The sequence below is a fragment of the Limnohabitans sp. INBF003 genome (assembly GCF_055396645.1).
Genome location: NZ_AP029222.1, coordinates 783993 through 808605 on the forward strand (window position 1 = coordinate 783993; position 24613 = coordinate 808605).

The following is a 24613-nucleotide window of genomic DNA, read 5'->3' on the forward strand; positions in this document are numbered from 1 at the left end:
CCGTCATGGCCTTTTTCAAGTTCCGATTTCCTGGTCAAACCGCTTCAGCTGAGGCGGTGACTTCTGGCCCCAACGAAAACATCGAAGTTGTTCGCCGCCGTGCGCGCCACCGTTTGATGGGGGCTGTTGTGCTGGTTTTGGTGGCCGTCGTGGGTTTTCCGCTGCTGTTTGACACCCAGCCCCGCCCTGTGGCGGTCAATACACCCATCGTGATTCCTGACCGGCAAAGCACTTCGCCCTTGACCAGTGGCATGCCCGTGCCTGCCGCGCAAGCGCCTGCCAAGCCATTGCTCACCGCTTCCGAGGCCGTATCGCCCCAAGCCAGCCTGGACTCGCGTGAAGAGGTTGTTTTGCCTGCAGCGCCCGTGGTGCCTGTTCCCGTGCCGGACACAGCCAAAGTGACGCCGCCTGCAGACAAGAGCAAAGACAAAGAGCCCGTGGCCAAAAAAGAGCCCGCTGCCAAAGCAGAAACCAAGCCCTCAGCCCCTGTTAAGGCTGAAAAGCCGACACCTGCGGTCAAACCCAAAGACGACGGTGGCAAAGCCCAGGCGCTGTTGGATGGCAAGTCTGCCAAGGCCACTGCTGGCCGTGCGGTCATTCAGGTGGGGGCGTTCAGCGATGCGGCCAAAGTGCGCGATGTGCGTCAAAAGCTGGAGCAAGCCGGCTTGAAAACCTACACCCAAGTCGTTGAGAAAGAGGGCAAGAGCACCACCCGAATTCGCGTGGGCCCTTATGAAACGCGGGAAGAAGCCGATAAAGTGGCCGCGCGCATCCGCAAGCTTGACTTGCCGGCATCGGTTTTGAAGCTCTGACATGGCGATTGCCCTGACCGATTGGGTTTTGTTGGGGGTTTTGCTCGCCTCCATGGTGGTGGGGTTTTGGCGCGGACTGGTTTATGAGGTCTTGTCATTGGCAGGCTGGGTGGCCGCTTTCGTGGTGGCCCAGTGGTTGGCCCCCGAGGTGGTTGGCTGGCTTCCTTTTGTCAAGGGCGCGCCCGCTTCGGTGCAATACGCCGTGGCTTTTGCGGTCGTGTTTGTGGGCACTGTGTTTGCCGCAGGCATGGTGTCCTGGTTGATCAAAAAATTGGTGGAAACCGTGGGCTTGCGCCCCGTAGACCGCACTTTGGGCGGTGTATTTGGCTTGGCCCGTGGGGTGGTTTTGCTGTTGGCTTTGACGGTGGTGTTGCAGCTGACCGGTGTTTCGCGCGACGCGTGGTGGTCCACGGCCCAAGGGCCGGTCTGGCTGGACCTTGTCCTGACCGGTTTGAAACCACTTTTGCCCCAAACCTTTGTGGAATATTTGCCCTGAATTTTTCGGGGCAGTTCGATTTTTGAACGGATAAAAGTATGTGTGGAATTGTCGGCGTTGTCAGCAGCGCACCGGTCAATCAGTTGATTTATGACGCCTTGTTGCTGTTGCAACACCGTGGCCAGGATGCAGCGGGCATCGTCACCCAGCTGGACCGCAAGTTTTTCATGCACAAGGCCAAGGGCATGGTGCGCGACGTGTTTCGCACCCGCAACATGCGCAGCTTGCCCGGCAACTGCGGCTTGGGCCAGGTTCGCTACCCCACTGCGGGCAATGCTTTCAGCGAAGAAGAGGCGCAGCCTTTCTATGTGAACGCGCCTTTTGGCCTGGTGCTGGTGCACAACGGCAACCTGACCAATGCCCACGCGCTCAAGGCCGAGTTGTTCTCCAACGACCACCGCCACATCAACACCGAAAGCGATTCTGAGGTTTTGCTCAACGTCTTGGCCCACGAGTTGGAAAAAACCACGCGGGGTTTGCCGCTCAAGCCGATGGATGTGTTTGAGGCGGTGCGCGGTGTGAACCGCCGTGTCAAAGGCTCTTACGCCGTGATCGCCCTGATCGCAGGCCATGGCTTGGTGGCTTTTCGAGACCCGCACGGCATTCGCCCTTTGTGCATGGGGCGCAGCGACGATGGCTCCATCATGTTGGCCAGCGAGTCGGTGGCGCTGGATGGCACGGCCCACCAGTTTGACCGCGATGTGGCCCCCGGTGAGGCGATTTTTGTGGATCTGGAAGGCCAGATGCACACCCAGCACTGTGCTGAAAAGTCGCAGCTCAGCCCTTGTATTTTTGAATACGTTTACCTGGCGCGTCCGGACTCCACCATGGACGGCATCTCGGTGTACCAGGCCCGTTTGAACCTGGGTGAGACCCTGGCCAAGCGTGTGATTTCTACCGTGCCGCCCAGCGACATCGATGTGGTGATTCCGATCCCAGAGTCCAGCCGCCCCAGTGCCACTCAGCTGGCGCACCTGTTGGGCATTCCTTACCGTGAAGGTTTTGTCAAAAACCGCTACGTGGGCCGCACCTTCATCATGCCCGGCCAGGCCGTGCGCAAAAAGTCGGTGCGCCAAAAGCTCAACACCATCGTGAGCGAATTCAAAGGCCGCAACGTGTTGCTGGTGGACGACTCCATTGTGCGCGGCACCACCAGCCGCGAGATCGTGCAGATGGCCCGAGACGCTGGTGCCCGCAAGGTCTACATGGCCAGCGCGGCACCGCCCGTGCGCTACCCCAACGTGTATGGCATCGACATGCCGACCAAAGAAGAGCTGGTGGCCCATGGCCGCAGCATCGAAGAAATCCGTGAAATCATCGGTTGTGATGCCCTGATTTATCAAGATGTCGACGCCATGAAAACAGCGGTGGCCCAGGCGCGTGTCAACGCAGCGGGCGCGCTGTCTGATTTTGATGCCTCTTGCTTTGACGGTGTGTATGTCACTGGCGATATTTCGGCCGATGACATCAGCCGCTTGAACGAAACCCGACTCCAGGTGGAAGAGGGCGATGATGACAATTCGCGTTTGGCTTTGCCCAACGCCAGCGTGTGAGAGCCCGCCATGACCGAAGCCAACCGATTTGACGATTTGCACATCGAAACCCTGGCGGTGCGTGCGGCAGTCGAGCGCAGCCAGTACGGCGAAAACTCTGAAGCGCTTTACCTGACCAGTGGCTATGTCCAGCCCTCAGCAGAAGCGGCGGCACGCCGTTTTGCCGGGGACGAAGAGGGCTACACCTACGGCCGCTATGGCAACCCCACCGTCAGCAGCATGGAGATGCGCCTGGCGGCACTGGAGGGCACCGAAGCCGCCATGGGCACGGCGTCGGGTATGTCGGCCATCTTGATGATGTGCATGGGCTTGCTCAAGGCGGGCGACCATGTGGTGTGCTCGCGCTCCATGTTCGGCTCGACCATCAAGCTGATTGGCTCTGATCTGGCCAAGTTCGGTGTGGAGTCGAGCTTTGTCTCGCAGACCGACTTGAAAGAATGGCAAGCGGCGATCCGCCCCAACACACGCTTGTTGTTTGCCGAAACGCCCACCAACCCATTGACCGAGGTGTGCGACATCCAGGCCTTGGCCGACATGGCGCACAACGCGGGTGCTTTGTTTGCGGTGGACAACTGCTTTGCCACGCCCGCCTTGCAACGGCCTGTGGCCATGGGGGCCGACATCATCATGCATTCGGGCACCAAGTACTTGGATGGTCAGGGGCGCGTGATGGCGGGCGCCTTGTGTGCTTCGCAGCAAATGATCACCGAGAAGTTTTTGCCGGTGCTCAAAAGCGGTGGCATGACGCTGGCCCCCTTCAATGCCTGGGTGGTGCTCAAAGGCCTGGAAACACTGGACTTGCGCATGCGTGCGCAGACCGCCCGTGCACAAATCCTGGCCGAATGGCTGGAAAAGCACCCTTCGGTGGCCCGTGTTTACTACCCCGGCCTGGCCAGTCACCCCCAGCACGACTTGGCCATGCGCCAGATGTCGGGTTTGGGTGGCGCGGTTTTGTCGTTCGAGGTCAAAGCCGATGGCCCCGAGCAATCACGCCAGCGTGCTTTCCATGTGATGGACCAGATGCAAATGTTGTCTCTGGCCACCAACCTGGGGGACACCAAAACCATGGTGGCGCATCCCGCCAGCACCTCGCATGGCCGCCTGACCGAGGCCCAGCGCCAAGCTGCTGGCATTGGCCAAGGCCTGATCCGCGTGGCGGTCGGCCTGGAATACCCGCAAGACGTTCAAAAAGACCTGTCCCGTGGTCTCGATACCCTTTGATATGACGAACACCTCTACCCGTACCCGCACCCGTTTTGCCCCATCGCCCACCGGCTTCATTCACCTGGGCAATATCCGCTCTGCTTTGTACCCTTGGGCTTTTGCCCGTGCTACCGGTGGCGACTTCATCTTGCGCATCGAAGACACCGATCTGGACCGTTCCACGCAAGCTTCTGTCGATGTGATCATCGAAGGCATGGCCTGGCTGGGCCTGGACCACGATGAAGGCCCGTTCTACCAAATGCAGCGCATGGACCGCTACAAAGCGGTGCTGGCCGACTTGATCGCCGCAGGCCATGTCTACCCTTGCTACATGAGCATGGAAGAGCTTGATGCCTTGCGTGAGCGCCAGATGGCCAACAAGGAAAAACCCCGTTACGACGGCACATGGCGTCCGGCAGAGGGCAAAACCTTGCCCGCGATTCCGGAGGGTGTGAAGCCGGTGCTGCGCTTCAAGAACCCGATCGGCGGCGTGGTGGCTTGGGACGACAAGGTCAAAGGCCGCATTGAAATCAGCAACGACGAGCTCGACGATCTGGTCATCGCCCGCCCCGATGGCACGCCCACCTACAACTTTTGCGTGGTGGTGGACGACATCGACATGCAGATCACCCATGTGATCCGTGGCGACGACCATGTGAACAACACACCGCGCCAGATCAACATCTTCAAGGCCCTGGGCAAAGAGCCGCCAATTTACGCCCATCTGCCCACCGTGCTGAACGAGCAGGGCGAGAAGATGAGCAAGCGCAACGGTGCCAAGGCGGTCACGGCTTACCGCGATGAAGGTTATTTGCCGGATGCCATGGTCAACTACCTGGCGCGTCTGGGCTGGAGCCATGGCGATGACGAAATTTTCAGCCGCGCGCAGTTCCTCGAGTGGTTCAACCTGGACCACCTGGGCCGCAGCGCAGCGCAGTTTGACGAAGCCAAGCTCAAGTGGGTCAACGCCCAGCACCTCAAGGCCATGGGCGATGCTGAATTGGCGGAACACGTTCAACCGTTCCTTGCCAAACTGGGTGTGGTGGCTGACGAGCGCTTGCCCAGCATTTGTGGTTTGTTCAAAGACCGTTGCGACACGCTGGTGGTGTTGGCCCAATGGATTTCGGCCTTCTATCTGGACGTGGTGCCCAACGCCGACGAGAAAGCCCAGCACGTGACTGAAGCGGTCAAGCCTGCCTTGGTTGTTCTGGCCAACAAGCTGTCCACATGTGTGTGGGACAAGGCATCCATTGCGGCAGCGATCAAGGAAACCTTGACCGAAACCGGTCTCAAGATGCCGCAAATCGCCATGCCCGTTCGGGTGTTGGTGATGGGCACGGCCCAGACGCCATCGCTGGATGCAGTGCTCGCGTTAAGTCAAAGAGAAAAAATTCTGGAGCGCTTGAAAAACGCCTGAATTTCTGTCTATAATTCAAGTCTCGACACCAACGAGGCATAACGAAAAAGCAGCAATGCTCAACGTTGTACCAAAGGGGGTATAGCTCAGCTGGGAGAGCGCTTGCATGGCATGCAAGAGGTCAGCGGTTCGATCCCGCTTACCTCCACCAAAGTGTTGAGACTGTTCGCAAGAACAAGATTCGAAAGAATCAGTCCAGGTTATGACCCTATCGTCTAGAGGCCTAGGACATCACCCTTTCACGGTGAGTACCGGGGTTCGAATCCCCGTAGGGTCGCCAAGTTTTGTAGCACTTGGTCAGTTTGCAACAGCATGCTGACAAAAGTTACAGCTACCAGGAGTGGTAGTTCAGTTGGTTAGAATACCGGCCTGTCACGCCGGGGGTCGCGGGTTCGAGTCCCGTCCACTCCGCCAAAAGATAAAAAGCCTTCTAAGTCATTGATTTAGAAGGCTTTTTTCCTTCTGGAGTCCGTAGAGTGATTTTCGAGTTGGTAGCAGATTTGGTAGCAGATCTGAACCATGGCCCTGACCCTTCCCATCTACAAACGAAACAATACCTTCGTCCTGCACCTGCGTGTCGCAGGCAGGCAAATCAAGCGATCCCTTGGCACGCTTGATCCCAATCTCGCCAAATTGCGAGCCATGCAGCTCATGGGTCAAATGGCCTACAACGCTGCCCTTGTGCCCAGCACAGGCTGGGGACGCGGCATGGCCGCAGCTCCAGCGCAGCAGTGGGTCCATGTGCCCCATGCGCAGTCCTCTGACCCGCAGGCATTGCACATGCCTCTGGCACCCATGGCAAATATCTCGTGCCCAGACCCAGCAACTGTGCCAGCGCTGATGGCAGGGGAAACCGTAGAACTCGTGGTACCTATTGAGCCCCAAACGGTAGCAAGGCAGGCACACACCCTGCCCAGCCTTTTTGCCCCCAAAAAGGCCTTGGAGGATGCGGACAAGTTCAAGATGGCTAGGGTCTTTGGTCAATACATCTCCGTGCGACGCATCGGCGAGGTGACCAAAGTGGACTACACCACCTATGCCAAAGAGCTCACCCCGTACTTCAAGAACCGCGACATCCGCAGGCTGACAGAGGCCGATGTCAGCGATTTGATCGTGCACCTGCGCACAACCATGGGCAACGATGCGCGGACCGTAGACAACAAGATCGGTTTCCTGCGAGCGGTCATCAACCACCTCAAAAAGCAGGGCCAGTTCAATGGTGCCAATCCGGCCTCCGGCAAAAATCTGGTCAGCAAGCGTGAGCGTCGGCAAAGCGGCACCAAGCCCATTGCCTATAACGATCTCAAGCGCATCTTTGGCGACAGCCGGTTCGCCAAGCTCCGCGAACAAAAGCCAAGCATCTACCTGATCGTGATGACCGGCCTTGTAACCGGTATGAGGGTATCGAGCCTTGCGCGCTTGGGGCCCGACGAGTTGAAGGTCTCCATGAAGGGGACGCCATATATCGACATCAGCGCCGATAAAACGGTCGCGGGCAACCGCGACATCCCTGTGCCGCAAAAGCTATTCGATGCCCTCAAAAGCCACCTCCGCAAACATGGCAGCTTTGGCCTGACAAAGCGTGACGGCGGCAAAGGGTACTCTGACGCCGTGAACAAGCCGATCCGCGCCTTTCTCAAAGAGCACAGGCTGGAAGATGCCGTGCCCAAGCTGAGTTTCCACGCCTTCCGAAAATCGTTCAACAACCACCTGTTGAGCGAGGGTGTGGAGCAGTACATCTGCGGCGCAGTGCTAGGGCATGTGGACGAGACGATGACAACGGGCATCTATGCGCGCACACCATCGGTCGAAACTCTGGCCGATCGCATTGGAAAGCACCAATTGGCCATCTTGGAGTACATGGGCTTTGAATGGCACTGAGGGTTTACTCAGGGAGCTTGCTTCAGGCCTAGCCTAGCTGCAACAAACGATCATTGCAAGATTGGTGGTGAACAATGATGGAGCTGATGCGTGCTGCCCGCGATGAGGTAACCGGCTTCAAGCGCAATGTCTTGGTCGAAGTTCAACCCGGCCAAGATCTTGTCTTGCAGGCCGCAAAGGCCAGCGACCAGAACTGGTGTCGGAACACCTGAGGAATAGGCTCGATTGTTCACATGCCCCAATGAGTGGCCAAGCAGCGCACAGCGGATGTCCATCGGAACACAATTCTTGATCAAGTAGTTGTTCAGCGATGTGCGCAAGCCATGTGGCGTGAGTGCAGTGTGGGACAGTTTGGGGTTGAGCTTGAAAAAATCCTCGTTGAGATCTCGGATTGCGTCAGAGCAACCCTTTTCGCCGCGATCATCAATTCCAAAGCCATCGTTCATTTCGAGGAATGTCTTCAAAGCCGTGAACAGTTCCTGAGGAATAGGAACCTGACGCTTGCCGGCGAGCGTCTTGTCCATGTGGAAAATGTCGATGACAGGAATGCCATCCAAGGTGACCAGCAGGTCGGCACTTTGAAGACGGCAGATGCTGGTGATACGCATGCCCGTAACGACTGCGGTCATGATGATGAGATAGTAGGCTGGATGGGACCGACCAAAATCTGCAAATGCCTTGGAGCCAAATACGCTCGCAATGCGATCAACCGTAACAATAGAGCTTGCTGCCTTGAGCTTGCGCGATTTGGCAGTAACAGACGGCCTCCATGTCTGAAGCGGGTTCATGCCGAAATAGACACGCTGCTCTATGAGCACCTTGTAGATCCTGCGCACCAAGGCAATTTGCTCGTCAAGGGTCCGGACATCGCGCTCCGACATCTGCGCGTTCTTGTATTTGGTGAAGTGCGTATCTGAATAGTCGTGGAGGAAAAGATCGCCGATGTGCTCACTCAAAACCTTGATGCGTGATCGCTCATCCTTGGAGACCTTGCGGTTGACAAGTGCGCAGTAATGCACAAGCGCATCGCTCAGGCGTAGAGGGATACCAGAGTTGTAGCGGGACTTAATGTCTCGAATGATTTCCTCTCGCATCTGCTCCGGCGTGAGGATCGTGGTCACTGCAGCAACTGGAGCCAGAGCCGGGGTATGCGCAGTCGGCAATGGACTTTGCGCCGGTGTTGGCGCATCGATGGGCAGCGATGGGGTGGCCGGGGCAGAATCCTTGCAGACAATAGAATTTTCAGCGCAGGCCATCGACTGGTGATCGAGCATTCCAAATTTATGCAGCCTGTGCAGATGCCGCATCAACGATTCATGCTGCTCCTGCGTGTCTGCTTCAAAAATGCCATTGGACACATCGCAGGCAAACGCTGACTGGATGTCTCGCGCGGCTTTCTTGCTCGCTTCCCACTGTGCCATGTCCAATCCACTGCTCTTGGCGTAGTGATCAAGCATATTGTGGGTGTGCAAAAAGTCCATCAACTCATCGATGCGTGAGTCGTCTTCGACAGAAGACGCAATCACGGTGTTGCGAGGGATGTTGGCGCAATAAGCGAAGAGCATATTCTTGACCTTACTTAGTCTGGTTTTTGCGGGATTTTTCCCACACTCGAGTCAGAAAATTGAGCGCATGAGCTGCGCAGTTTTGCTCGCTGCCGTGAACTCGCTGATCTGGTGCTTTCATAAACCGAAGCATGCAGTACAGGGCCGTGCGCTGAAACAATTCTTCATGCACGAACACCTTAGGACCCATCCCCTTATCGGTGGCATTGAGATAGCCAAGAACCAAGGCGACATCAGCCCAAGGATGGTTGTGCTCGGGCGAACTGGTTTGCTCTTGGATGATCTCTTTGGACCATTTGCGCATGGTCGCAAGGCCAAGTTTGTCGAAAGTGCCTTGATGATTGTTTGTGTGCATTTCAGTTTGCCTCATTTTAGGTTTCGATCAGTGATGCGCTCATGAGCCATTCCTTGATCACTTGAGCTTCATGTTCCAACTGATGTTCAATCGGGCTGAAGTTGCGGGTACAGCAGGAAGCCATGACGTAGTAGGCATCGGGTGGAACCTCTACATCTGAGCCACTGAGAGCCAAGTAAGCGAAGTTTGCAAACAGCTTTTCATTGGAATGCTTATCCCGAAACATCAATCCGGAGTAATAGAAGTCGAGGAACCAGTTCGTCAGAAGCAGGCTCACTTGACAGGACGGAGCGGGGAGCATGACGGTCGCACTCATTTCAACCTCCAGAAGTACGGTTTTTCATGCATCGAAGTTCGACACACCGAGCGGTGAGATAAGACAAGGTGCTGATGGTGGCTTCAATCTTCAGCTCCATGCCGGGGATGTTCGAGATAATCCATTGGATCAAGATGTTTCCGACAAGCGGGTTGTAGTGATTGTTTGGATGCGTCTGCATGGTTCTTCCTTAGTTGCTTTCGTTAGCAGTGGTGGTACCACTTGCATGATTGATCTGGATAACGCCAGAATCGGTGATGTTGGTTTTCAGTCGAAGGCTCATGCCATTTCGAAGCTTGAAAATAAGTTGGCTCATCGTGATGAGCACCTTGATTGCTTTGTAAGCTTCAGCATCAAAATGATGCATCCTCCCTCGCAAGAGCCTAGTAATTGCATGCATACACACCACTTCCAGGTCTTGCACAGTCATGAACATGTGATCGTTTTGATGTGTCAGTTGCCCCATTGCAAGTGTGCGAAGCTGGTTCACGAGCATTGCAGCAGCTTGGGTGCCCAAGTCTTCGTCCTCAAACCATTCATTCAGTTCTTCCTTTGCCCAACCTAGCATCACAAAGCAGCCCATCGCAGGGTCTTCTCCTTCCCATTCACAGTTCAATTTGGCTGGAAGCTGCTCGATACTCTGTTTCGGTTTCCCGTGTTTAAGATCGCGATGCCAGTTGTCCAGCAATGCGTAATCACGATCTCGATTCGGGGTTCGATACTTCTTGGTCTTATCAACAATGGCCATAAGTTCCATGAGCATGACTTTCGAATATTCGACGGGATATCCATGCAGATGCAGAAATGCAATTGCTGCCAATGTCTCAAGATCGTTTGTGCGATAGCCATACTTTTTTTCATGAAAGTATTGGTCGATCGCCAGACGAACGAAGGCGTCAGTGACCTGCGGGTCGAACTTCGTGATTTGGTAGTACTTCATGCTGATGCTCCTTACTGAGGACGAAAAATGACGATGGCAGAGGGAAAGGGTGCGCAGTTGCCAGTGGAGTTGGGGTGGCCGAACTTGAGACGACCCTTGATGAAGCGGATCTCGTCGGCTTTGAGCGCGTAGTCATGCCACCACTGGGTATCAGTGCGGGCAGGGACCAGACAGATGACCGTGCATCCGTCATTCATGGCGCTGTAGTGGGCCTTGTGCATCCACTTCGGGAGTTCTTTGCCGTAGGGCGGGTTCATCCAGCAAGTACCCGTCCAGCGTTGAGACAAACCGTCAACCTCCGGGGAGAAGTAGTGCTTGCACACCGCAGTCTGCTCAGTTGCACACACGTCGAGTTCTGGGTGGAACTCTTCATGAATGGCACGGACCACGGCCGGGGGGGTGGTGTGCGTGTTGTCCACCGCCGAAAACAGCGTCCTGAACTTGCTCGCATTCGCGGCAGGGCGTGCATTAGTGATGACCACCGGATCGGCTGCAATCAATTGAGCAGGGTGGGTAGGCGGCGTCAGCAGGGCAAACGGCTGATCGTCCTTGGCGAAAGTTTGGGTTGCGAAACGGACCTTCAGCCGTTCAGTTTTTGTGCCGGTGGCTTGAAGTGCATTTGTGCGCGTCATGGGATGTCCTTTGTGAAATGTGAAATCAGGGGTGGCGAGTGTGTGTAGGGTTGCTATCTCATGTTGGCTCAACATAAACAGTGAAAGAAACAAAATGCAGGTTGGTTCAAAAAATCGCGATATCGCTTCATCTGAGAGCTAGTGCCAAGAAATCCCGAACTGGGTGCTTAGCGACCGCCAACAAATTGCAGAGAAATCGCGTTCAATGAGGTCTACTATACCGACAAATGCACGCAAAACAAAGTGTCCAGCGAATGAAAATGTAATAATATGTAACATTTTGGCGTTTGGAGTCGAGCATCGATAAAAACGCGGCAATATGTTTTAATTGAGGGTATGAGCAATCAGTATTCAAAGAAAATCTTGGCGCTGGTGCGCTTGGCGCCAAATGGAGCGCGTGCATTGGCTATCTCGGCTGGGATTGATGCGCAGAAGTTCCACAGGGTTTTCAGTGACCGCGCCAATGTTCCGAACGATATGTTGGGTAAGCTGGGCGAAGCAGTTGGGTTCGATGAACAGGGCTTCTACGGCCAGACAGTGCGCTCAGCAATATGCAAGCAGGTGGCAGACCTTGATAGCCTCTCAGAGCTCGGTTTTAGCTGGATGCCCGTTTGCGAAGTGGCCAGCGAACGAACCATCAATGGAGGTGCTGCGCTGCAACGGTACTTCATCGCCAAGCTCGCGTATGGGAGCACCTACCGGGTTTTGCTGGTGAGGATGGCAGCGATCAAGTTCAAAGACTTGTTCAGTCGTTACGAAGAGAACCAAGTCCCCACGATCAAGGTGCCAACCAAAGAGATCACATACCTCAATGATGTCAGTGTTGACTACAACGAGCCAACGAAGCTGCAGTCTTTGAATGAAGCACTTGAGGCTGCTTTGAGGGGGGACCTTCAGCTGATCATTGATGAGTTGCAGGTATGGTTGGCAGCGGGCAGTGGCCGGTCGCCACGAGAAATTGCGCAGCGTAGAGAAACTGCTGTCAGTCGCGTGGCGGCTGAGGGAGCGCGCTTTCATGAGTGGGATACGCCCACGCGGGAGATGTCAAAGACACATCACTTGTACCCGTTGAGCAGTCAAATAAAGGCAGTCGATGCGATTGGGGTCATCAAGGGCGATATACCTGTCTTCGTTGATGTGCACACCCTCAAGCATGCAAACCCACGGCCCCTTGGCGCAAAGGCAAAGCGGGTCTGCCAGCACATATTGGTATTTCATCAGACAGGTACCGATACAGACCCCAAATTCGAGTTGCTGTTTGATGGCCCAATGAAGCTTATCCTAGATTCCATCAAGGAATCTGAAAGCGCACCAGACTGGAACCTGAAGGCCTATACAGACAGTTTGAAGCACCGTGGTGCCGGGCAAGACTATTTGACAGTCCATGTCGCGAAAGAAGCCCGCTCGAGGCAAGAAGCTGATAACAAACTGAAGCAGCTACAACTCATGCGGAGGGAGTCATTGCCCGAGGATCAATCAACAGACTAGACGGTCTGATTGCATACCTATCAATTGGTTGAACATTTCCAGACGCTCTTTCGGCGTAAGAGTTTTGGCGTGGTTTTTCGCATCACGCCGGACTGAAGCTGATTGCATCTGTTGATCGCGCTTCCGCTGATATGCGCCGACGATCTTTGGACTCTTGGCCACGATGCCGCTCACAAGTCGTTGAGCCATAAGAGCCGCCTGTTTGCGGTTGTGCTGGTACTTTAGAACAGTTAATTGCAGAACGCCCGTCGTGGCCTCGATAGCTGCTTCGATGCTACCTTCGGAAGCAAGTGACTTGATAGCGGTGAAATACGCGTCGGAGTACGCTTCAAGGTGGGCTTGAGGGTCATGGAATTTTGCGCTCAGGTGGGGAGCCACGACTGATCTTTGATTGAGGGAAAGGTCCTCCAGTGACCAGCCGGAGGCGCCATTCGAAATGAGCGTGGCAGTTCGCTGCGCGAAGCCGGGCACTTTCAGAATGGGGCCGTCAACCATGCAGGCATGAATGCCGTTGCCTTTGACAGGGACAGGAACCCAGCTGAGGTGGTTCAAGATATCACTGCGGCGCGAAACGGAGGACCAACCGGTAACGCAATGGAGCCAAAACGCTGCCTCCAGCGCCTCCAATCCGTTGAGTGGCGTGGTCGTGGGTATCCACAGGTATGCAATATTTCCGCGCTCAATCCGCAAATGACGGATGCCGCTCATTTCTTGGTCAATGTTGATGTACCCCGCACAGAAGAGGTGGTTGCGTTGATCAATCGAATTGCTTGTGGGTTTGACCCAGTGCTGATGAGTTTCATTTCGGCTAAGCAAGGCCATTTGCAGACTCTCACGGATTGATATGGTTGGCATGCCCAATCGCGCATAGCTCTTGCCACAAACTGAGACACTTCGGAAATCGAGCTTGCTGGCGTACGATCTGACGAAGTCAGAAAAAACCTCGGAAATGATGGCTCCCCCTTCCTCGGCGTTAATAGGCTTGCCCTGTTGACTACGAACTGTCTGAACCCTGTTGGTTAATTTGTTGATCAAAGTCTTATCCCTTGTATTTAGATCTCTTATCTGGATGCATCCAGTTCATGGGGGTGCGAATTTCTTGAAATAAAAATTGCACCAGCCCCCTGAATTGAGTGCATGCCCCCCATGAAGCCATTCGTAAACTGTGCAGCCGTTGCATGTATGAAGTCTGGGACATGAGCACTTAAATGCTGGGTTTTCGCCCAAAAATATTGATGCGGCGTGCCTCGATGTCCTTGGCCGACAATTCGATGATGTTGCTGTCCTTAGCGGCTTGGCCATCAGTCTTTTTTGGCATCCAGTTTTGGACAAGCAAATCGATGTACCGCTTCTCGACCAGAAAATCACCGTTGGCAATAAAGCGCCCCGTGTACTTCACATCAATGAACCCGATCTTCTGTAAAGATTGCAATGCCTTTTGAACTGAGCGGACGCTGTAGCCTGTCTTGTCTGCAAGAGTTTTGTTGTGCGGCCATGCACGATTGGATTTATCGGCAAAGAGTGCCAGCTCTTTGAGCACGACTCGTTCGAGCCTATGCAGATTCGGGATGTTTTTGATATCGAAAACAGCTTTGCTCACTTTTTTATCCTTTCAAAAACGAAGAGCCAAGTCTTGCCCGGCACAGCTCTGCACCATTTCGCCGAACCCCTTGTTCGAGAGAGGTTGGATTGATCACGGTAATGTCAGTCCGATACTCTTGAAATTCAACGAATCCCAATTTGCTCAGTGTCTTAAGTGCCTGATTGACTGATCGATTGTTGTAGCTAGTTTTGTGTGAGATCTCGTGTGTGTATAACCACGCTTGGTCGGAATCGTTGTCATCCATCGCAAGAGCTCTCAGAACACTGACCTCAGTTCGTGTAAGTTCTGTAAAGCCATTTCTATTGAAATTCTGACTAATCACTTTTGTACTCCTTGTGGATGAATTCATCAGACCTTTTTGATGGTCTGGGTTGACCGTTGATAATCTGTTGTCTCGTTGACTACCGACAATGTCCTTTGGACATTCGCGGCAACTGGAAAGACCTAGCGCCATTTGGCGTCGCACAACATCACGGAAACATCGGCAAGAGCCTTCGGGTATGTTGTGCGGCTAGTGCGCAATTTCCGCGCACCAATCGCTCACTCGTCGGCAATCGCCGCACCCAGCTCTTGTGTCACGGCCTTGAGCCATGTCTTGGTTCGTGAGACCATGAAAGGGTTGGAAGCTGCAGGGGAGTCAGGGCTGGTGATGGAGTGCAGACGAGCGCCGATTGCATCGATCTCGATGGCGTCTTGTAGACGCGGCATCACAACCAGGCTCGCCTGCTTGACATAGCCAGCGAATTCAGCGTTTTCGAACAAGGGTTTGAATGCTCGCTCGCCCATCGATCCGGGCACATGACCGAGGTTCATCACAATCACATGCTTGGCACCTTGCATGGCATCAATGTTTTCCATCACATGGCCCGCTGAGTCGAGGCTGCAGTCGATGACTGTGACAGACACCACTTGAACTCCGTGATCGTGCAGGATGTTGGTCACATCCTCGCTCGCAAACCATGCCCTGACGGTGCGGTCAAAGCCGCCGCCTGTGTCGACCACCAAGCTTTTGCCGCCGCTCAAGCATTCGTCGAGCAGGACCTTTTCAAGGCTCGTTAGCAATTCAGCTCCATTGCTTCCTTCAAGAAGTTGGGCTTCAGGAAGTTGCCGTGCCAGTGAGGAGTTGCTCCCGTCAGCATCTACGCAGACAACGCTGTGACCGAGCTCTTGCAGCGTGATCTGTACCACCTGAGACTCCAGCGTCTTGCCAACCCCGCCCTTGCCCGAGGTGATGACGATGACCGGTTTGGGCGCTGGTTGAGGATTACTGGTCTTGGGCTCCTCACGGGTTGCCACGGGTGCACTTGAACTCTTGGTTTTCTGGAGTGACATGGATAGTCCTTTCGATGTTGTTGGATGTTGGTATTGAGGCTCTGGTAGTTCACATGCCAAGCGACTTGCCGCCACGGATGTTGCGAAGGCTTCGCTCCGGGTGTCCTGTTGATCCACTTTGGGGAGCTGTACCAGCTTGAGCACGCTTGGGTTCTTTGATCGTTTGCCCCCGCTTGCTGGGCGGCTCATAGAGGAGGTCGCTCACATATTTCCTAAAAGTGCCGTACCGAATGTTCAGGCCGCAAGCTGTGATATCAGCGTGCATCTGCTCTACGGTTTTTCCGGCGTCACGCGCAGCTGTGATCGCGTCTTGCAGGGACTGCACCATTTCCCATTGCGTCTGCTCCTTCTCCTTGGGTTTGAGCAATGCCGAACGAACCGCTGTGAGGTCTGGCGTACCTGTTGTGTGCTTGGTGTTCATAGCTCCTCCGATAAACATTCACGAAACAAAATGTATGGCGATAGAATATCACATGCGCCGAAAAGCCGTCAAGAATTCGCAAAGAAAGCGGCAACGACAGATTAGATTCCACGATGCGGAATTCGCTGATGGAATTGGAGGCGAAAAATTGGTGATTACTCACCCTATCGAACTTGAAATGACCGACGAAATTGCTTGTATGAGGAGGAAGTACGCATGGATTACAAAATGACCCCGCGTCAAACGGCGCATGTCGTAGATATAAAGACCGAACTTGCAGATCGGTGCGCTGATGTACTACTGCTACTGGGCATAAATCCGATGGCGATGAGCACTCAAATTGACTGCCCGATCAGTAAGCATGAAAGGCCATGGCCTACTTTCCGGGTCAATCCCGTCACCAACCGGTACTACTGTTCTGTCTGCGAACCACGCGGGGGCAGTCTGGCGGATTTGGTGATGAAAACGGGTAGGGCACCAAGATACAAAGATGCCTGCATGTTTTTGCGTGTAGGACTTGGTTTGTTGAGGAAGCCAGAGCAAATCGAAGCGTTGTATGAGCTACCGGACCCGATTGCTCAAATGATGGATGAGATCCAGAGCAGCGAGGAGATCACATACGATGAGCTTCATCCTGACAGCAGTGAACAAGGCGCAGAACTTGAAGCACTTATGGAAGGTGCCGAGGAGGCTGGCAGGAGCCCCTATTTGGCCAAGATGAAAATCGCCCCCCTTGGAGCCATGTGCTCACATGATGGCAACCTACTTGTCCCGATCAAGCGGAAAAGTGGGTATTTGCATGGGGTGCTTGAAATCACTCCAGAGGGGACGCAGACGATACATAACAGCAAGAACCTGCAGGGAGCAGCAACAGTGTTGGGCAGGCCTGTCCGAGGTCAGATGATGGCTTTTGTACGCGATTGGGAAAGTCAGATTGCGATCTACATGATCAGTGGCGGGCAGTGCACGATTGCATATCACGAGCCCACCAACTTGCCGGCGTCTGTTCAAGAATTCATCGAAGAAGGGGTGAACGAAATATGCTTGTTCAAGAGCGATGAAGACGACGAGGAGGCAGTCAAGCAGTTGGAAATTCTGATGGGCGATTGGGGTGTAACTTTGCGAGTGATCGACACAAAAAGCGAGACGATGTCCGCGAGATATTTGCGAGCACTCAGCAAAAAATAGTTGAGCAATCGACGATAAATTGTCGAGCAATTGCATGGATCTGGCCAAGTGCGTATTCCACTCCTAATTGACCACCCGCGCCAATTCTTAGTGACCACCATTTCCAGTCGGAACTGACCACTCAGTCCAGCCACGTGACCAAAGTTTAAAAGTGTTGCGGTCTTGACCAGATAGACAGACTGACAAAGCCAGTCTGTCTATCCTTCAATTAACTAGATTGCATTTTTTTGCGAGCCATTGTTTTGCGCATGGACTCGCCCTTTGGAGACAGCCGATGGGATTGATGCACCACGCGGTCCAAGATGGCATCAGCCACAGTAGGGTCAGGGAAGAATCCGTGCCATTGGTCGGTTGGGTACTGCGTTGTGATGAGCAATGATCCAGTTCGCATTCGGCGATCAATCACATCTAACAAGAACTGCGACGCATGTTGGTTCATTTCTCCCAAACCCAGATCATCAAGTATCAGCAAACTTGGTTTGCTCAATGACAACTTCAGTGCAGGCAATGAACCATCTAACAGTGATTGGTTGATGGTTCCGTACAGATCGCTGGCTCGGTAAAACAGAACTGGCATTTTCAACCTGCATGCCTGTTGGCCAAAGGCACACGCAAGCCAAGTCTTGCCAACACCTGTTGCCCCTTGAATGATCAAGTTCTGTTGACGGCGTATCCAGTCACAGCTTGCTAGAGAAGCCAACTGTGCCTTGTCTAGGCCACGGTTGACTTTGTACTCAACATCCTCAAAAGACGCTGCTTCGGGCATACCTGCACCCCTAATTAGGCGTTTCAACTTTCGGGCCTCACGCTCGGACGCCTCATAGTCAACAAGCATGGCAAAGCGATCATCAAAACTGACATCATGCAATTTAGGTTGCTGAAGCTGCATGTCATAAGCATCGGCCATTGGAACGAGCTTGAGTTCACGAAGGCGGGTAATGGTTTGCTGTGTGCTGCTCATACTGATTCTCCAAAATAACTAGGACCGCGCAATTCACCGATGACTTTGACTTTTGGTGTTTGCGCGACATAAAAACGTTTGTCTGCATCCTCTTTGAGGATGGATGTGATGCTGCGGAGTGAGGTGATGTTCAAAGGCATGGCGTAGGCACAGACCTCTTCAAATCGAGCATCTCCGTAGTCCCTTGCAAGGTCGCGCATTCGCCGTGCGGCTTTGACGCCGTTCGTGATGTCGCTTCGGTTTTCAAGTTGATGCCGAATCATCAACTCCACGTTGTCGCCAACACTCATGGCCCACGCCAACAAAGCCCGAGGCTCGGCATCCAGTACGCGACTATGTATGACAGGGCGATGCTCGGGCATCGTGCTGGCGTCACCTTCAAGCGAAATCAATGGATGAAGCGCAATCCTTCGACCTCGATGGAATACCTCAATGACAGTAGCGGTGAACCTGAGGTCAACGCTTTCCCGTGCCAGCGTATGCGGGACTGAATAGAACCGCCGTTGGTGTTCGATGTGATAGTCGTCCTGCACTCTGACGCCATAGCGCCAATCACTCAATTCGAATGCCGTACCAGGCAATGGCTTGAGGCTCGATTTTTCTGTTTCAAGGAATCGATCCATGCGACAGCCTGGTAATCGCTTGAATGGATGGCGGTTCATTTCTTCGGTCTTGATACGAAGCTCTGCATTCAATTCGGCAAGGCTAAAGAAAACGCGATCGCGAAGTGAAAACAATGCCCATCTCTGAGCTATTTGCACGCCCACTTCCGCCTTGGCTTTATGTTTGGGCTTTCGTGCTCCAGTTGGCAGCGGTGCTGTGTCGTAATGGCTGAGGCAATCTCTGTAAGCAGGATTGATGACCGTGCGATCCCGTTCCCTTCGCCAAACTGCTGCTTTGAGGTTGTCGCTGATCACCCACTCAGGCACGCCGCCTAGTGCTTCAAAGCAATTGGCATGACATTTCAGCCAGTCTTTCGTGGTCTGACTTGCCGTTGCCTCGATGTACGTGTAATTTGAATACCCCAAGACAGCAACAAAAATCTGCGCAAAGGTTGAAGGGCCACCGTTTTGATCTCGGATTTCAACCGTTCTGCCTGCATAGTCCACGAACAGCTTTTCACCGGGTCGGTGGGCTCGGCGCATCACCACATGCTGGTTCTTTGTCCACGCTCGGTAGAGCGTTGCAAACTGTGAGTAGCCAATGCCATTTGGAGTCGTTTCACGCCACTCTCGCCATAAACGTTCCAGTGTTGCATCAGGCCGTCGCATTTCTGCATGAACCCATTCGTAATCTGGTTGTGACTTGAGTTTGGCGACAGAGCGATTCTGCGTACCAAGCGCCGCCTGCCAGGCATCGTCATCCATTTGGGATAACTCTTGCCAAGTCAGGTCAGTCGCATCAACTTTCAGTCGAAATTTCCTAATCGTGTCGTGGTGTTGCCCTGTTGTCCGTGAAATTGCACGGTGAGACAAGGTTGGGTCATAAAAGTGCTGGCGTGCAATGTCACGCTGCAAATGAACGGGTAGCCTCATAGGCGTTTCCTTTGGTCAAGCGAGTGCAGGAGGCATGCACTCAGGATGAGTTAACCCAGCCCCTGCCACTTGACACGAGGGGATGCTCGACCGATACTCCAACCCACAAGGTACTACTTGATTCGGCTTCGGTCGGACGCTAGGCCCGAGGCGGACACCTCGGGCTTTTGCGTTTCTGGGCGGCTTGATTTAGCGTTGTTCTGGTCTTTGGCTCCTTGGTTTATTCGGTGGTGGATGTGATTCGAGCCTGCGCAAGCCAGTGCGCAACATCTCTGGTTAGCGCATAAAAACCTCGTCGATGTGGCAACGTGAACAGCGTTACAGCGACTTGACCACGGTATCTGGCTTGCCTAAGCCCAGCCATGCTCGTGTGTCCCAGCGCATTGGCCAACCGCAACCCACCCAGTAGTGGGCCGTGGGTCTTTTCCATTTCAGTTTTCAACTTCTCTGCCAAGGTGTTTGGTTCACATGTACTCGTGGTCATTTGTTCGGGCCTCTCTACGGTTGTCACGCAGTGTTTCCGAAAGTTCACACATTGACAACACGAACAGATAATCGGAGTTTCTGTACACCACCAAGATGCACTCACTTTTGCAACCGTCCAAATCAGGTCGCCCCAAGCGAAATCCAATAGATGTTTTGCGCACCAAGGTTTGGTTTTATGCCGTCAAAGCAAAGTCAGGTTTGCCAAGTGCCTATGCAATCGAGTTGGCTATCGATCCTTCCATCCCCAAGAGCAAATGGGATGACATGAAGCGCCCACGCAAGTGGGATGGCTACCAAACGGGTTTGCGTGTGCCGCAAAGAATCACGGGCAAGCCTTATTCCGTGGATATGGCCGAGGCGCATTACCCTGGCACAGCGGTTTACTTTGACTCGCCAATATGGGCCGTGTTGCGGGGTGATCAGATGGACCAGTGGTGGATCGACGATCAGCTCAAAGCTATGAGTCCTGAGATTGCAGAAATTCTTAATGTATCTGCCCCTCCATTCCTTCAGGAGAACCCTGACCCTGAGCGGTTCCGAAAATTTGACGAGGAAGCGGCCTATCGTCTGGCTGAAATTGGGACATTTGAAGCGTTGACCGCACTCATCTTGCTGGTCAAGAAATCGGAGTTGATTTCATCGCACGAGTTGAGATCAATGGTTCTCAACGCCTATCACCATTGCCAGCAATGGCTACGAGAAGTGCCGGAAATTGCACCGATAGCAGAAGAGCTGTTTCATGCAATTGATTTGAATTGCAAACACTGGATTTATCCATCGCCAGAGTGGCGAATGGAGGTGGTCATCTTTTCGAGAGAGTTTCCTTAACTTCAAAAAATGACCCCCACGAAAAAAAATCAAATTGCATTGAGCAGATGCCAATGCAATTGGTTTGTTAACGGATTATTTGAGTGTAAATCGCACTGTCGCCACTTTGGCGTTGCTGCTGACTTGCGCGACCACTTTCGTTCCAGCAAGCGCCTTGAATTTACCTGTGGCTTCAAGCTTGTCACCCACCGGCTTCAGTTCAACCTCTTGCTTTTCAGCGCCTGAAAGTATCGTGACTTTGGCAGTAGCCTTGCTGACATTGACAGGCTTGCCGTGATCGCGCACATAAAGTTGCAAAACATCAGCCTTTGCTACAAATTCATATTCAATGTCCTTCACCTCTGCCACCACACCTCCGTGCATGGGCTGGGTATCGCCATGAGTGTGGCCTTCTCCAGCTGCAAATGTGACTGAGCTGAACAGTAGGCTCAGTGCGATCACAAATTTCTGACTTTTCATTTCCAATCCTTTCTGTAACTAATTAAAGTGCTTCGGCGTCTTTGTCATCTAACAAAAATTCGGCATCTCGACGACCAAAGAGCCAGAACATCACGGGGGTCAGGAACGTATCAAGCAACGTGGAGCTGATCAGCCCTGAAAAAATTACCACCGCAACTGGGTGTAGAACCTCAGTCCCTGGGCGCTCTGCTTCAAAAAGCAAAGGAGCCAATGCAAATGCGGTGACCAACGCAGTCATCAACACAGGGCTTAAGCGTTCGAGCGAACCACGAATAATCATCTTGTGATCAAAGTTCTCACCTTCAAATCGCATCAAGTTGATGTAGTGACTGACTTTCAAGATGCCATTTCTGACTGAAATTCCAGCTAGTGTGATGAATCCCACCAAAGCGGCAACAGACAACGGCTGTCCTGACAACCACAGCCCGAGAACTGCACCTACCAAGGCCAGCGGTATGTTCACCATGATCAACGCGGAAAGTCGCGTTGACTTGTAGCGGCTGTACAGAACAACAAACATCAAGACCAGTGACACGATTGAGAGCAGCCCCACAAGTCGTGAAGCTTCCTCTTGAGCTTGAAACTGACCGCCTAGCGTGATGAAGTACCCCTCGGGGAGTTTGGTGTCAGCCACCACAGCGCGAATATCCGCAACAATTTCTGACAAAGCTCGACCAGATGCGTTTGCGGACAAAACGATGCGGCGTTTGCCGTCATCGCGGCTGATTTGGTTAGGGCCATCGCCATCCTCAATCGTCGCCAACTTTGACAATGGCACTCGACCGTTGGGAGTCTCAATCAAGATTTGGTTTAAGCCCTCAACCGAACGAGCAGATTCAGGCAAGCGCACGACCAACGCAAAACGACGACCGCCTTCCACAATCTGGGTGATTTTTTCGCCTTCGACCAAGCTTTGCAAAGTCGAGAGCACTTGTGGTGCAGGAATTCCGTATTGAGATGCGGCGGCATAGTCAATACGAACCTTGATTTGCGGTGCCAGCACTTGCTTTTCAATTTGCAAATCAGCAATGCCGGGAATAGTCGCTAATCGTGCTCTCAACGAATCAGCTTGCCCACGCAATCCATCTAAGTCATCGCCAAAAATTTTGATGGCGATTTGCGAGCGCACCCCGGACAGCATGTGATCGATACGGTGGGAAATGGGTTGACCGATTTCTAGGGCGGCGGGCAAATTGACAAGGCGAGAACGGATGTCTGCCTTGATTTCATCCATACTGCGCGTCAGCTCACCCGTTGGTTTGAGGCCCACGTCCAGCTCACTCACGTGAACGCCTTCTGCGTGCTCATCAAGCTCAGCTCGTCCGCTTCGACGACCGACATGTGTGACCTCTGGTACTTGCTTGACCAAGACCTCGGCTTGTCTGGCCAATGCAGTGGTTTCGGACAAAGTCACGCCGGGGTTCAAGCGCAATCCGATCAACAATGTTCCTTCGCTGAATGGCGGCAAGAAAGTCGTCGGGAAAAATGGTACTGCTGCAATTGCCGTCAGCACGGCGAATCCAGAGGCAATCAATGCAATCTTCGGTTTTTGTAAAACGCTTTGAAGACTGTTTGCATAGCGTGTTTTGAGCCAAATCAAGACCTTGGTATCCCCATGATCCAAGTTTTTCATGGATGGCAGAAGGTAGTAACTCAGCACGGGGGTGATGGTGACCGAAACAAGCAATGAAGCCAGAGTTGAAACGATGAATGAAATGCCCAACGGAACAAAGAGCTTTCCCTCCAAGCCGGGCAATGCAAACAACGGAATGAAAACGAGGACGATGATCACCGTGGCATACAAAATGGCAGATCTAACCTCCATTGAGGCTTTCGCTACAACTTCCAACGGATGAAGCCGATGCTGTGGATGTTTTATGCGATCTTCCTTCAACCGTCGCAGAATGTTTTCTACGTCGACCACCGCATCGTCGACCAGACCGCCAATGGCAATGGCCAATCCTCCAAGAGTCATGGTGTTGATAGACAAGCCAAAGTACTTGAATACCAAAGAGGTGATGAAGATGGATACGGGAATCGCTGTCAAGGCGATGATGGTGGGTCGAACCGTACCTAAGAAAAAGAACAAAATCACAGCGACAAAGACGGACGCACCAATCAATTTGCCTTGTAGCGTATTGATGGATGCTTCGATGAAGCTGGCCTGTCTGAATGTGACGCGAGGGGCATCCATGCCAGCTGGCAAGGATGATTTCAAACCTACCAACGCATCCTCAATTGCACGGGTAAGAGCAATCGTGTCTGCTGTGGGTTGTTTCTGAATACCCAAAATAACTGCCGGTTTCCCCTCAAACCCTGCATCACCACGCTTCAACGCGGCAGCAAAAGTAACATCGGCAATTTGACGCAACAAGATTGGTTGCCCATTTTTTGTGGTCAGTGCCAGATTTTTCAGATCATCCAAACGGGAAGTTCGTCCGAGGTTGCGGATCAGGTATTCCCGTCCATTGAGTTCCAAAAAGCCACCGGAGGTATTGGCAGAAAAACCTTTCAGCGCAGCTTCCATTTGATCGTGTGAGATGCCCAACTCAGCCATACGAGCCGTGTTGGGTTGCACCTGAAACTGACGCACCTCGCCACCAATTGGAATAACTTGGGCAACCCCAGAAACCGACAGAAGGCGTGGACGCAAAACCCAGTCTGCGTACTCACGGACAGCCATAGCTGAAATCTTCTGCGAATCGACTGGGATAGCGATTTGCATGATCTCGCCCATGATCGAGCTGATTGGCCCCATGCGCGGCATTACGCCAGCAGGCATACCGTCTTCCATGGCTGACAGTCGCTCAGATACCAACTGTCTTGCACGGAAAATGTCTGTATCCCATTTGAAAGTCACATATAAAAATGACAACCCGGCTGAAGAAATAGACCGGACGGATTCAACGCTAGGCAAACCGTTCATGGCGGTCTCTAGGGGGAAGGTGATGAGTTGCTCAACCTCTTCTGGCGCCATGCCACCTGATTCGGTCATGATGGTGACCGTGGGCTTGTTCAAATCAGGAAAAACATCCACTGGTGTTTTTGTCAGTGTGAATGCGCCGTAGGTCATCAATACGACACTGGCGATGATCACCAGCAATCGATTGGCTAAACTGTTTTCAAGTAACCACTTAAACAT

General features: G+C 53.3%; 24 protein-coding genes and 3 tRNA genes. 12 read left to right on the plus strand and 15 right to left on the minus strand.

The window, feature by feature from the left end:
* Positions 1-5 precede the first annotated feature (5 nt).
* The 8 genes from ACZ5VE_RS03740 (at position 6) to ACZ5VE_RS03775 (ending at position 5895) form a co-directional block, all read left to right on the plus strand.
* The gene (locus ACZ5VE_RS03740; RefSeq protein WP_464456726.1) at positions 6-812 is read left to right on the plus strand and encodes an SPOR domain-containing protein; all 807 of its coding nucleotides are present in this window, start codon (positions 6-8) and stop codon (positions 810-812) included.
* 1 nt (position 813) lies between these two features.
* Positions 814-1308: a CvpA family protein gene (locus tag ACZ5VE_RS03745; RefSeq protein WP_464456727.1), complete on the plus strand. Its 495-nt coding sequence runs from the start codon at positions 814-816 to the stop codon at positions 1306-1308.
* Positions 1309-1346: 38 nt separating this feature from the next.
* Positions 1347-2861 carry an amidophosphoribosyltransferase gene (purF, locus tag ACZ5VE_RS03750; protein ID WP_464456728.1) on the plus strand — a complete coding sequence of 505 codons (1515 nt, stop codon included), beginning with the start codon at positions 1347-1349 and terminating at the stop codon, positions 2859-2861.
* A 9-nt stretch (positions 2862-2870) separates the two neighbouring features.
* Positions 2871-4082 carry an O-succinylhomoserine sulfhydrylase gene (locus ACZ5VE_RS03755; RefSeq protein ID WP_464456729.1) on the plus strand — a complete coding sequence of 404 codons (1212 nt, stop codon included), beginning with the start codon at positions 2871-2873 and terminating at the stop codon, positions 4080-4082.
* A 1-nt stretch (position 4083) separates the two neighbouring features.
* Positions 4084-5481, plus strand: a complete 1398-nt coding sequence (gene gltX, locus ACZ5VE_RS03760) for a glutamate--tRNA ligase (RefSeq protein ID WP_464456730.1) — start codon at positions 4084-4086, stop codon at positions 5479-5481.
* Between the two features lie 75 nt (positions 5482-5556).
* A tRNA-Ala gene (locus ACZ5VE_RS03765) sits at positions 5557-5632 on the plus strand.
* A 53-nt stretch (positions 5633-5685) separates the two neighbouring features.
* A tRNA-Glu gene (locus ACZ5VE_RS03770) sits at positions 5686-5761 on the plus strand.
* Between the two features lie 57 nt (positions 5762-5818).
* Positions 5819-5895, plus strand: a tRNA-Asp gene (locus ACZ5VE_RS03775).
* Between the two features lie 21 nt (positions 5896-5916).
* Here ACZ5VE_RS03775 and ACZ5VE_RS03780 read toward each other — a convergent pair.
* Positions 5917-6222, minus strand: a complete 306-nt coding sequence (locus ACZ5VE_RS03780; protein WP_464456731.1) for a hypothetical protein — start codon at positions 6220-6222, stop codon at positions 5917-5919.
* Positions 6223-6276: 54 nt separating this feature from the next.
* Between ACZ5VE_RS03780 and ACZ5VE_RS03785 the strand changes: the two genes are divergently transcribed.
* Positions 6277-7362, plus strand: a complete 1086-nt coding sequence (locus ACZ5VE_RS03785) for a tyrosine-type recombinase/integrase (RefSeq protein WP_464456732.1) — start codon at positions 6277-6279, stop codon at positions 7360-7362.
* A 50-nt stretch (positions 7363-7412) separates the two neighbouring features.
* Here ACZ5VE_RS03785 and ACZ5VE_RS03790 read toward each other — a convergent pair whose 3' ends face one another.
* From ACZ5VE_RS03790 to ACZ5VE_RS03815, 6 genes are read right to left on the minus strand one after another with little or no spacing between them, the layout of a single operon-like run.
* Entirely contained in the window at positions 7413-8927 is a 1515-nt protein-coding gene (locus ACZ5VE_RS03790) for a tyrosine-type recombinase/integrase (protein ID WP_464456733.1), read from the minus strand.
* Positions 8928-8937: 10 nt separating this feature from the next.
* Entirely contained in the window at positions 8938-9282 is a 345-nt protein-coding gene (locus ACZ5VE_RS03795; RefSeq protein WP_464456734.1) for a hypothetical protein, read from the minus strand.
* A 16-nt stretch (positions 9283-9298) separates the two neighbouring features.
* On the minus strand, positions 9299-9598 hold the full coding sequence (locus ACZ5VE_RS03800; RefSeq protein WP_464456735.1) for a hypothetical protein: 300 nt from the start codon (positions 9596-9598) through the stop codon (positions 9299-9301).
* A 1-nt stretch (position 9599) separates the two neighbouring features.
* The gene (locus tag ACZ5VE_RS03805) at positions 9600-9779 is read right to left on the minus strand and encodes a hypothetical protein (RefSeq protein WP_464456736.1); all 180 of its coding nucleotides are present in this window, start codon (positions 9777-9779) and stop codon (positions 9600-9602) included.
* Positions 9780-9788: 9 nt separating this feature from the next.
* A complete protein-coding gene (locus ACZ5VE_RS03810) occupies positions 9789-10538 on the minus strand; it encodes a hypothetical protein (protein WP_464456737.1) in 750 nt (249 codons plus the stop codon).
* Positions 10539-10549: 11 nt separating this feature from the next.
* Entirely contained in the window at positions 10550-11170 is a 621-nt protein-coding gene (locus tag ACZ5VE_RS03815) for a DNA N-6-adenine-methyltransferase (protein ID WP_464456738.1), read from the minus strand.
* Between the two features lie 336 nt (positions 11171-11506).
* On the opposite strand from ACZ5VE_RS03815, the gene ACZ5VE_RS03820 reads away from it, so the two are divergent.
* Complete coding sequence (locus ACZ5VE_RS03820; protein WP_464456739.1) at positions 11507-12658, plus strand: hypothetical protein; 1152 nt, start codon at positions 11507-11509, stop codon at positions 12656-12658.
* On the opposite strand, the gene ACZ5VE_RS03825 is transcribed toward ACZ5VE_RS03820, so the two are convergent.
* The 4 genes from ACZ5VE_RS03825 to ACZ5VE_RS03840 all read right to left on the minus strand — a co-directional run bounded on the left by ACZ5VE_RS03825 (position 12647) and on the right by ACZ5VE_RS03840 (position 16014).
* Positions 12647-13693 (minus strand): hypothetical protein, encoded by a 1047-nt coding sequence (locus tag ACZ5VE_RS03825; protein WP_464456740.1) that lies wholly within the window; start codon positions 13691-13693, stop codon positions 12647-12649. The two genes, ACZ5VE_RS03820 and ACZ5VE_RS03825, sit on opposite strands and share 12 nt — an antisense overlap.
* Positions 13694-13862: 169 nt before the next feature.
* The gene (locus ACZ5VE_RS03830; protein ID WP_464456741.1) at positions 13863-14258 is read right to left on the minus strand and encodes a helix-turn-helix domain-containing protein; all 396 of its coding nucleotides are present in this window, start codon (positions 14256-14258) and stop codon (positions 13863-13865) included.
* A 543-nt stretch (positions 14259-14801) separates the two neighbouring features.
* Positions 14802-15593, minus strand: a complete 792-nt coding sequence (locus tag ACZ5VE_RS03835; protein ID WP_464456742.1) for a P-loop NTPase — start codon at positions 15591-15593, stop codon at positions 14802-14804.
* Positions 15594-15642: 49 nt separating this feature from the next.
* Positions 15643-16014, minus strand: a complete 372-nt coding sequence (locus tag ACZ5VE_RS03840) for a hypothetical protein (protein WP_464456743.1) — start codon at positions 16012-16014, stop codon at positions 15643-15645.
* Positions 16015-16230: 216 nt separating this feature from the next.
* On the opposite strand from ACZ5VE_RS03840, the gene ACZ5VE_RS03845 reads away from it, so the two are divergent.
* Positions 16231-17202, plus strand: coding sequence for a hypothetical protein (locus ACZ5VE_RS03845; RefSeq protein WP_464456744.1), 972 nt, complete (start codon positions 16231-16233; stop codon positions 17200-17202).
* 208 nt (positions 17203-17410) lie between these two features.
* Here the strand turns inward: ACZ5VE_RS03845 and istB are convergent, their stop codons facing one another.
* Together istB and istA are read right to left on the minus strand one after the other, a co-directional pair.
* Entirely contained in the window at positions 17411-18163 is a 753-nt protein-coding gene (gene istB, locus ACZ5VE_RS03850) for an IS21-like element helper ATPase IstB (protein WP_464453003.1), read from the minus strand.
* Positions 18160-19698, minus strand: a complete 1539-nt coding sequence (gene istA / locus ACZ5VE_RS03855) for an IS21 family transposase (RefSeq protein ID WP_464453004.1) — start codon at positions 19696-19698, stop codon at positions 18160-18162. The genes istB and istA overlap by 4 nt, the downstream gene beginning before the upstream one ends.
* Before the next feature lie 579 nt (positions 19699-20277).
* Between istA and ACZ5VE_RS03860 the strand changes: the two genes are divergently transcribed.
* Complete coding sequence (locus tag ACZ5VE_RS03860) at positions 20278-21012, plus strand: hypothetical protein (protein WP_464456745.1); 735 nt, start codon at positions 20278-20280, stop codon at positions 21010-21012.
* A 75-nt stretch (positions 21013-21087) separates the two neighbouring features.
* On the opposite strand, the gene ACZ5VE_RS03865 is transcribed toward ACZ5VE_RS03860, so the two are convergent.
* Entirely contained in the window at positions 21088-21471 is a 384-nt protein-coding gene (locus ACZ5VE_RS03865; protein WP_464456746.1) for a hypothetical protein, read from the minus strand.
* 22 nt (positions 21472-21493) lie between these two features.
* On the minus strand, positions 21494-24613 hold the full coding sequence (locus tag ACZ5VE_RS03870) for an efflux RND transporter permease subunit (RefSeq protein WP_464456747.1): 3120 nt from the start codon (positions 24611-24613) through the stop codon (positions 21494-21496).

Excerpts from the sequence above, each read along its gene's own strand:
- ACZ5VE_RS03740 (WP_464456726.1), top strand. The coding sequence starts at position 6 with ATGGCCTTTTTCAAGTTCCGATTTCCTGGTCAAACCGCTTCAGCTGAG.
- ACZ5VE_RS03745 (WP_464456727.1), top strand. The coding sequence starts at position 814 with ATGGCGATTGCCCTGACCGATTGGGTTTTGTTGGGGGTTTTGCTCGCC.
- purF (WP_464456728.1), top strand. The coding sequence starts at position 1,347 with ATGTGTGGAATTGTCGGCGTTGTCAGCAGCGCACCGGTCAATCAGTTG.
- ACZ5VE_RS03755 (WP_464456729.1), top strand. The coding sequence starts at position 2,871 with ATGACCGAAGCCAACCGATTTGACGATTTGCACATCGAAACCCTGGCG.
- gltX (WP_464456730.1), top strand. The coding sequence starts at position 4,084 with ATGACGAACACCTCTACCCGTACCCGCACCCGTTTTGCCCCATCGCCC.
- ACZ5VE_RS03780 (WP_464456731.1), bottom strand. The coding sequence starts at position 6,222 with ATGGACCCACTGCTGCGCTGGAGCTGCGGCCATGCCGCGTCCCCAGCC.
- ACZ5VE_RS03785 (WP_464456732.1), top strand. The coding sequence starts at position 6,277 with ATGGCAAATATCTCGTGCCCAGACCCAGCAACTGTGCCAGCGCTGATG.
- ACZ5VE_RS03790 (WP_464456733.1), bottom strand. The coding sequence starts at position 8,927 with ATGCTCTTCGCTTATTGCGCCAACATCCCTCGCAACACCGTGATTGCG.
- ACZ5VE_RS03795 (WP_464456734.1), bottom strand. The coding sequence starts at position 9,282 with ATGCACACAAACAATCATCAAGGCACTTTCGACAAACTTGGCCTTGCG.
- ACZ5VE_RS03800 (WP_464456735.1), bottom strand. The coding sequence starts at position 9,598 with ATGAGTGCGACCGTCATGCTCCCCGCTCCGTCCTGTCAAGTGAGCCTG.
- ACZ5VE_RS03805 (WP_464456736.1), bottom strand. The coding sequence starts at position 9,779 with ATGCAGACGCATCCAAACAATCACTACAACCCGCTTGTCGGAAACATC.
- ACZ5VE_RS03810 (WP_464456737.1), bottom strand. The coding sequence starts at position 10,538 with ATGAAGTACTACCAAATCACGAAGTTCGACCCGCAGGTCACTGACGCC.
- ACZ5VE_RS03815 (WP_464456738.1), bottom strand. The coding sequence starts at position 11,170 with ATGACGCGCACAAATGCACTTCAAGCCACCGGCACAAAAACTGAACGG.
- ACZ5VE_RS03820 (WP_464456739.1), top strand. The coding sequence starts at position 11,507 with ATGAGCAATCAGTATTCAAAGAAAATCTTGGCGCTGGTGCGCTTGGCG.
- ACZ5VE_RS03835 (WP_464456742.1), bottom strand. The coding sequence starts at position 15,593 with ATGTCACTCCAGAAAACCAAGAGTTCAAGTGCACCCGTGGCAACCCGT.
- ACZ5VE_RS03840 (WP_464456743.1), bottom strand. The coding sequence starts at position 16,014 with ATGAACACCAAGCACACAACAGGTACGCCAGACCTCACAGCGGTTCGT.
- ACZ5VE_RS03845 (WP_464456744.1), top strand. The coding sequence starts at position 16,231 with ATGGATTACAAAATGACCCCGCGTCAAACGGCGCATGTCGTAGATATA.
- istB (WP_464453003.1), bottom strand. The coding sequence starts at position 18,163 with ATGAGCAGCACACAGCAAACCATTACCCGCCTTCGTGAACTCAAGCTC.
- istA (WP_464453004.1), bottom strand. The coding sequence starts at position 19,698 with ATGAGGCTACCCGTTCATTTGCAGCGTGACATTGCACGCCAGCACTTT.
- ACZ5VE_RS03860 (WP_464456745.1), top strand. The coding sequence starts at position 20,278 with ATGCACTCACTTTTGCAACCGTCCAAATCAGGTCGCCCCAAGCGAAAT.
- ACZ5VE_RS03865 (WP_464456746.1), bottom strand. The coding sequence starts at position 21,471 with ATGAAAAGTCAGAAATTTGTGATCGCACTGAGCCTACTGTTCAGCTCA.
- ACZ5VE_RS03870 (WP_464456747.1), bottom strand. The coding sequence starts at position 24,613 with ATGTTTAAGTGGTTACTTGAAAACAGTTTAGCCAATCGATTGCTGGTG.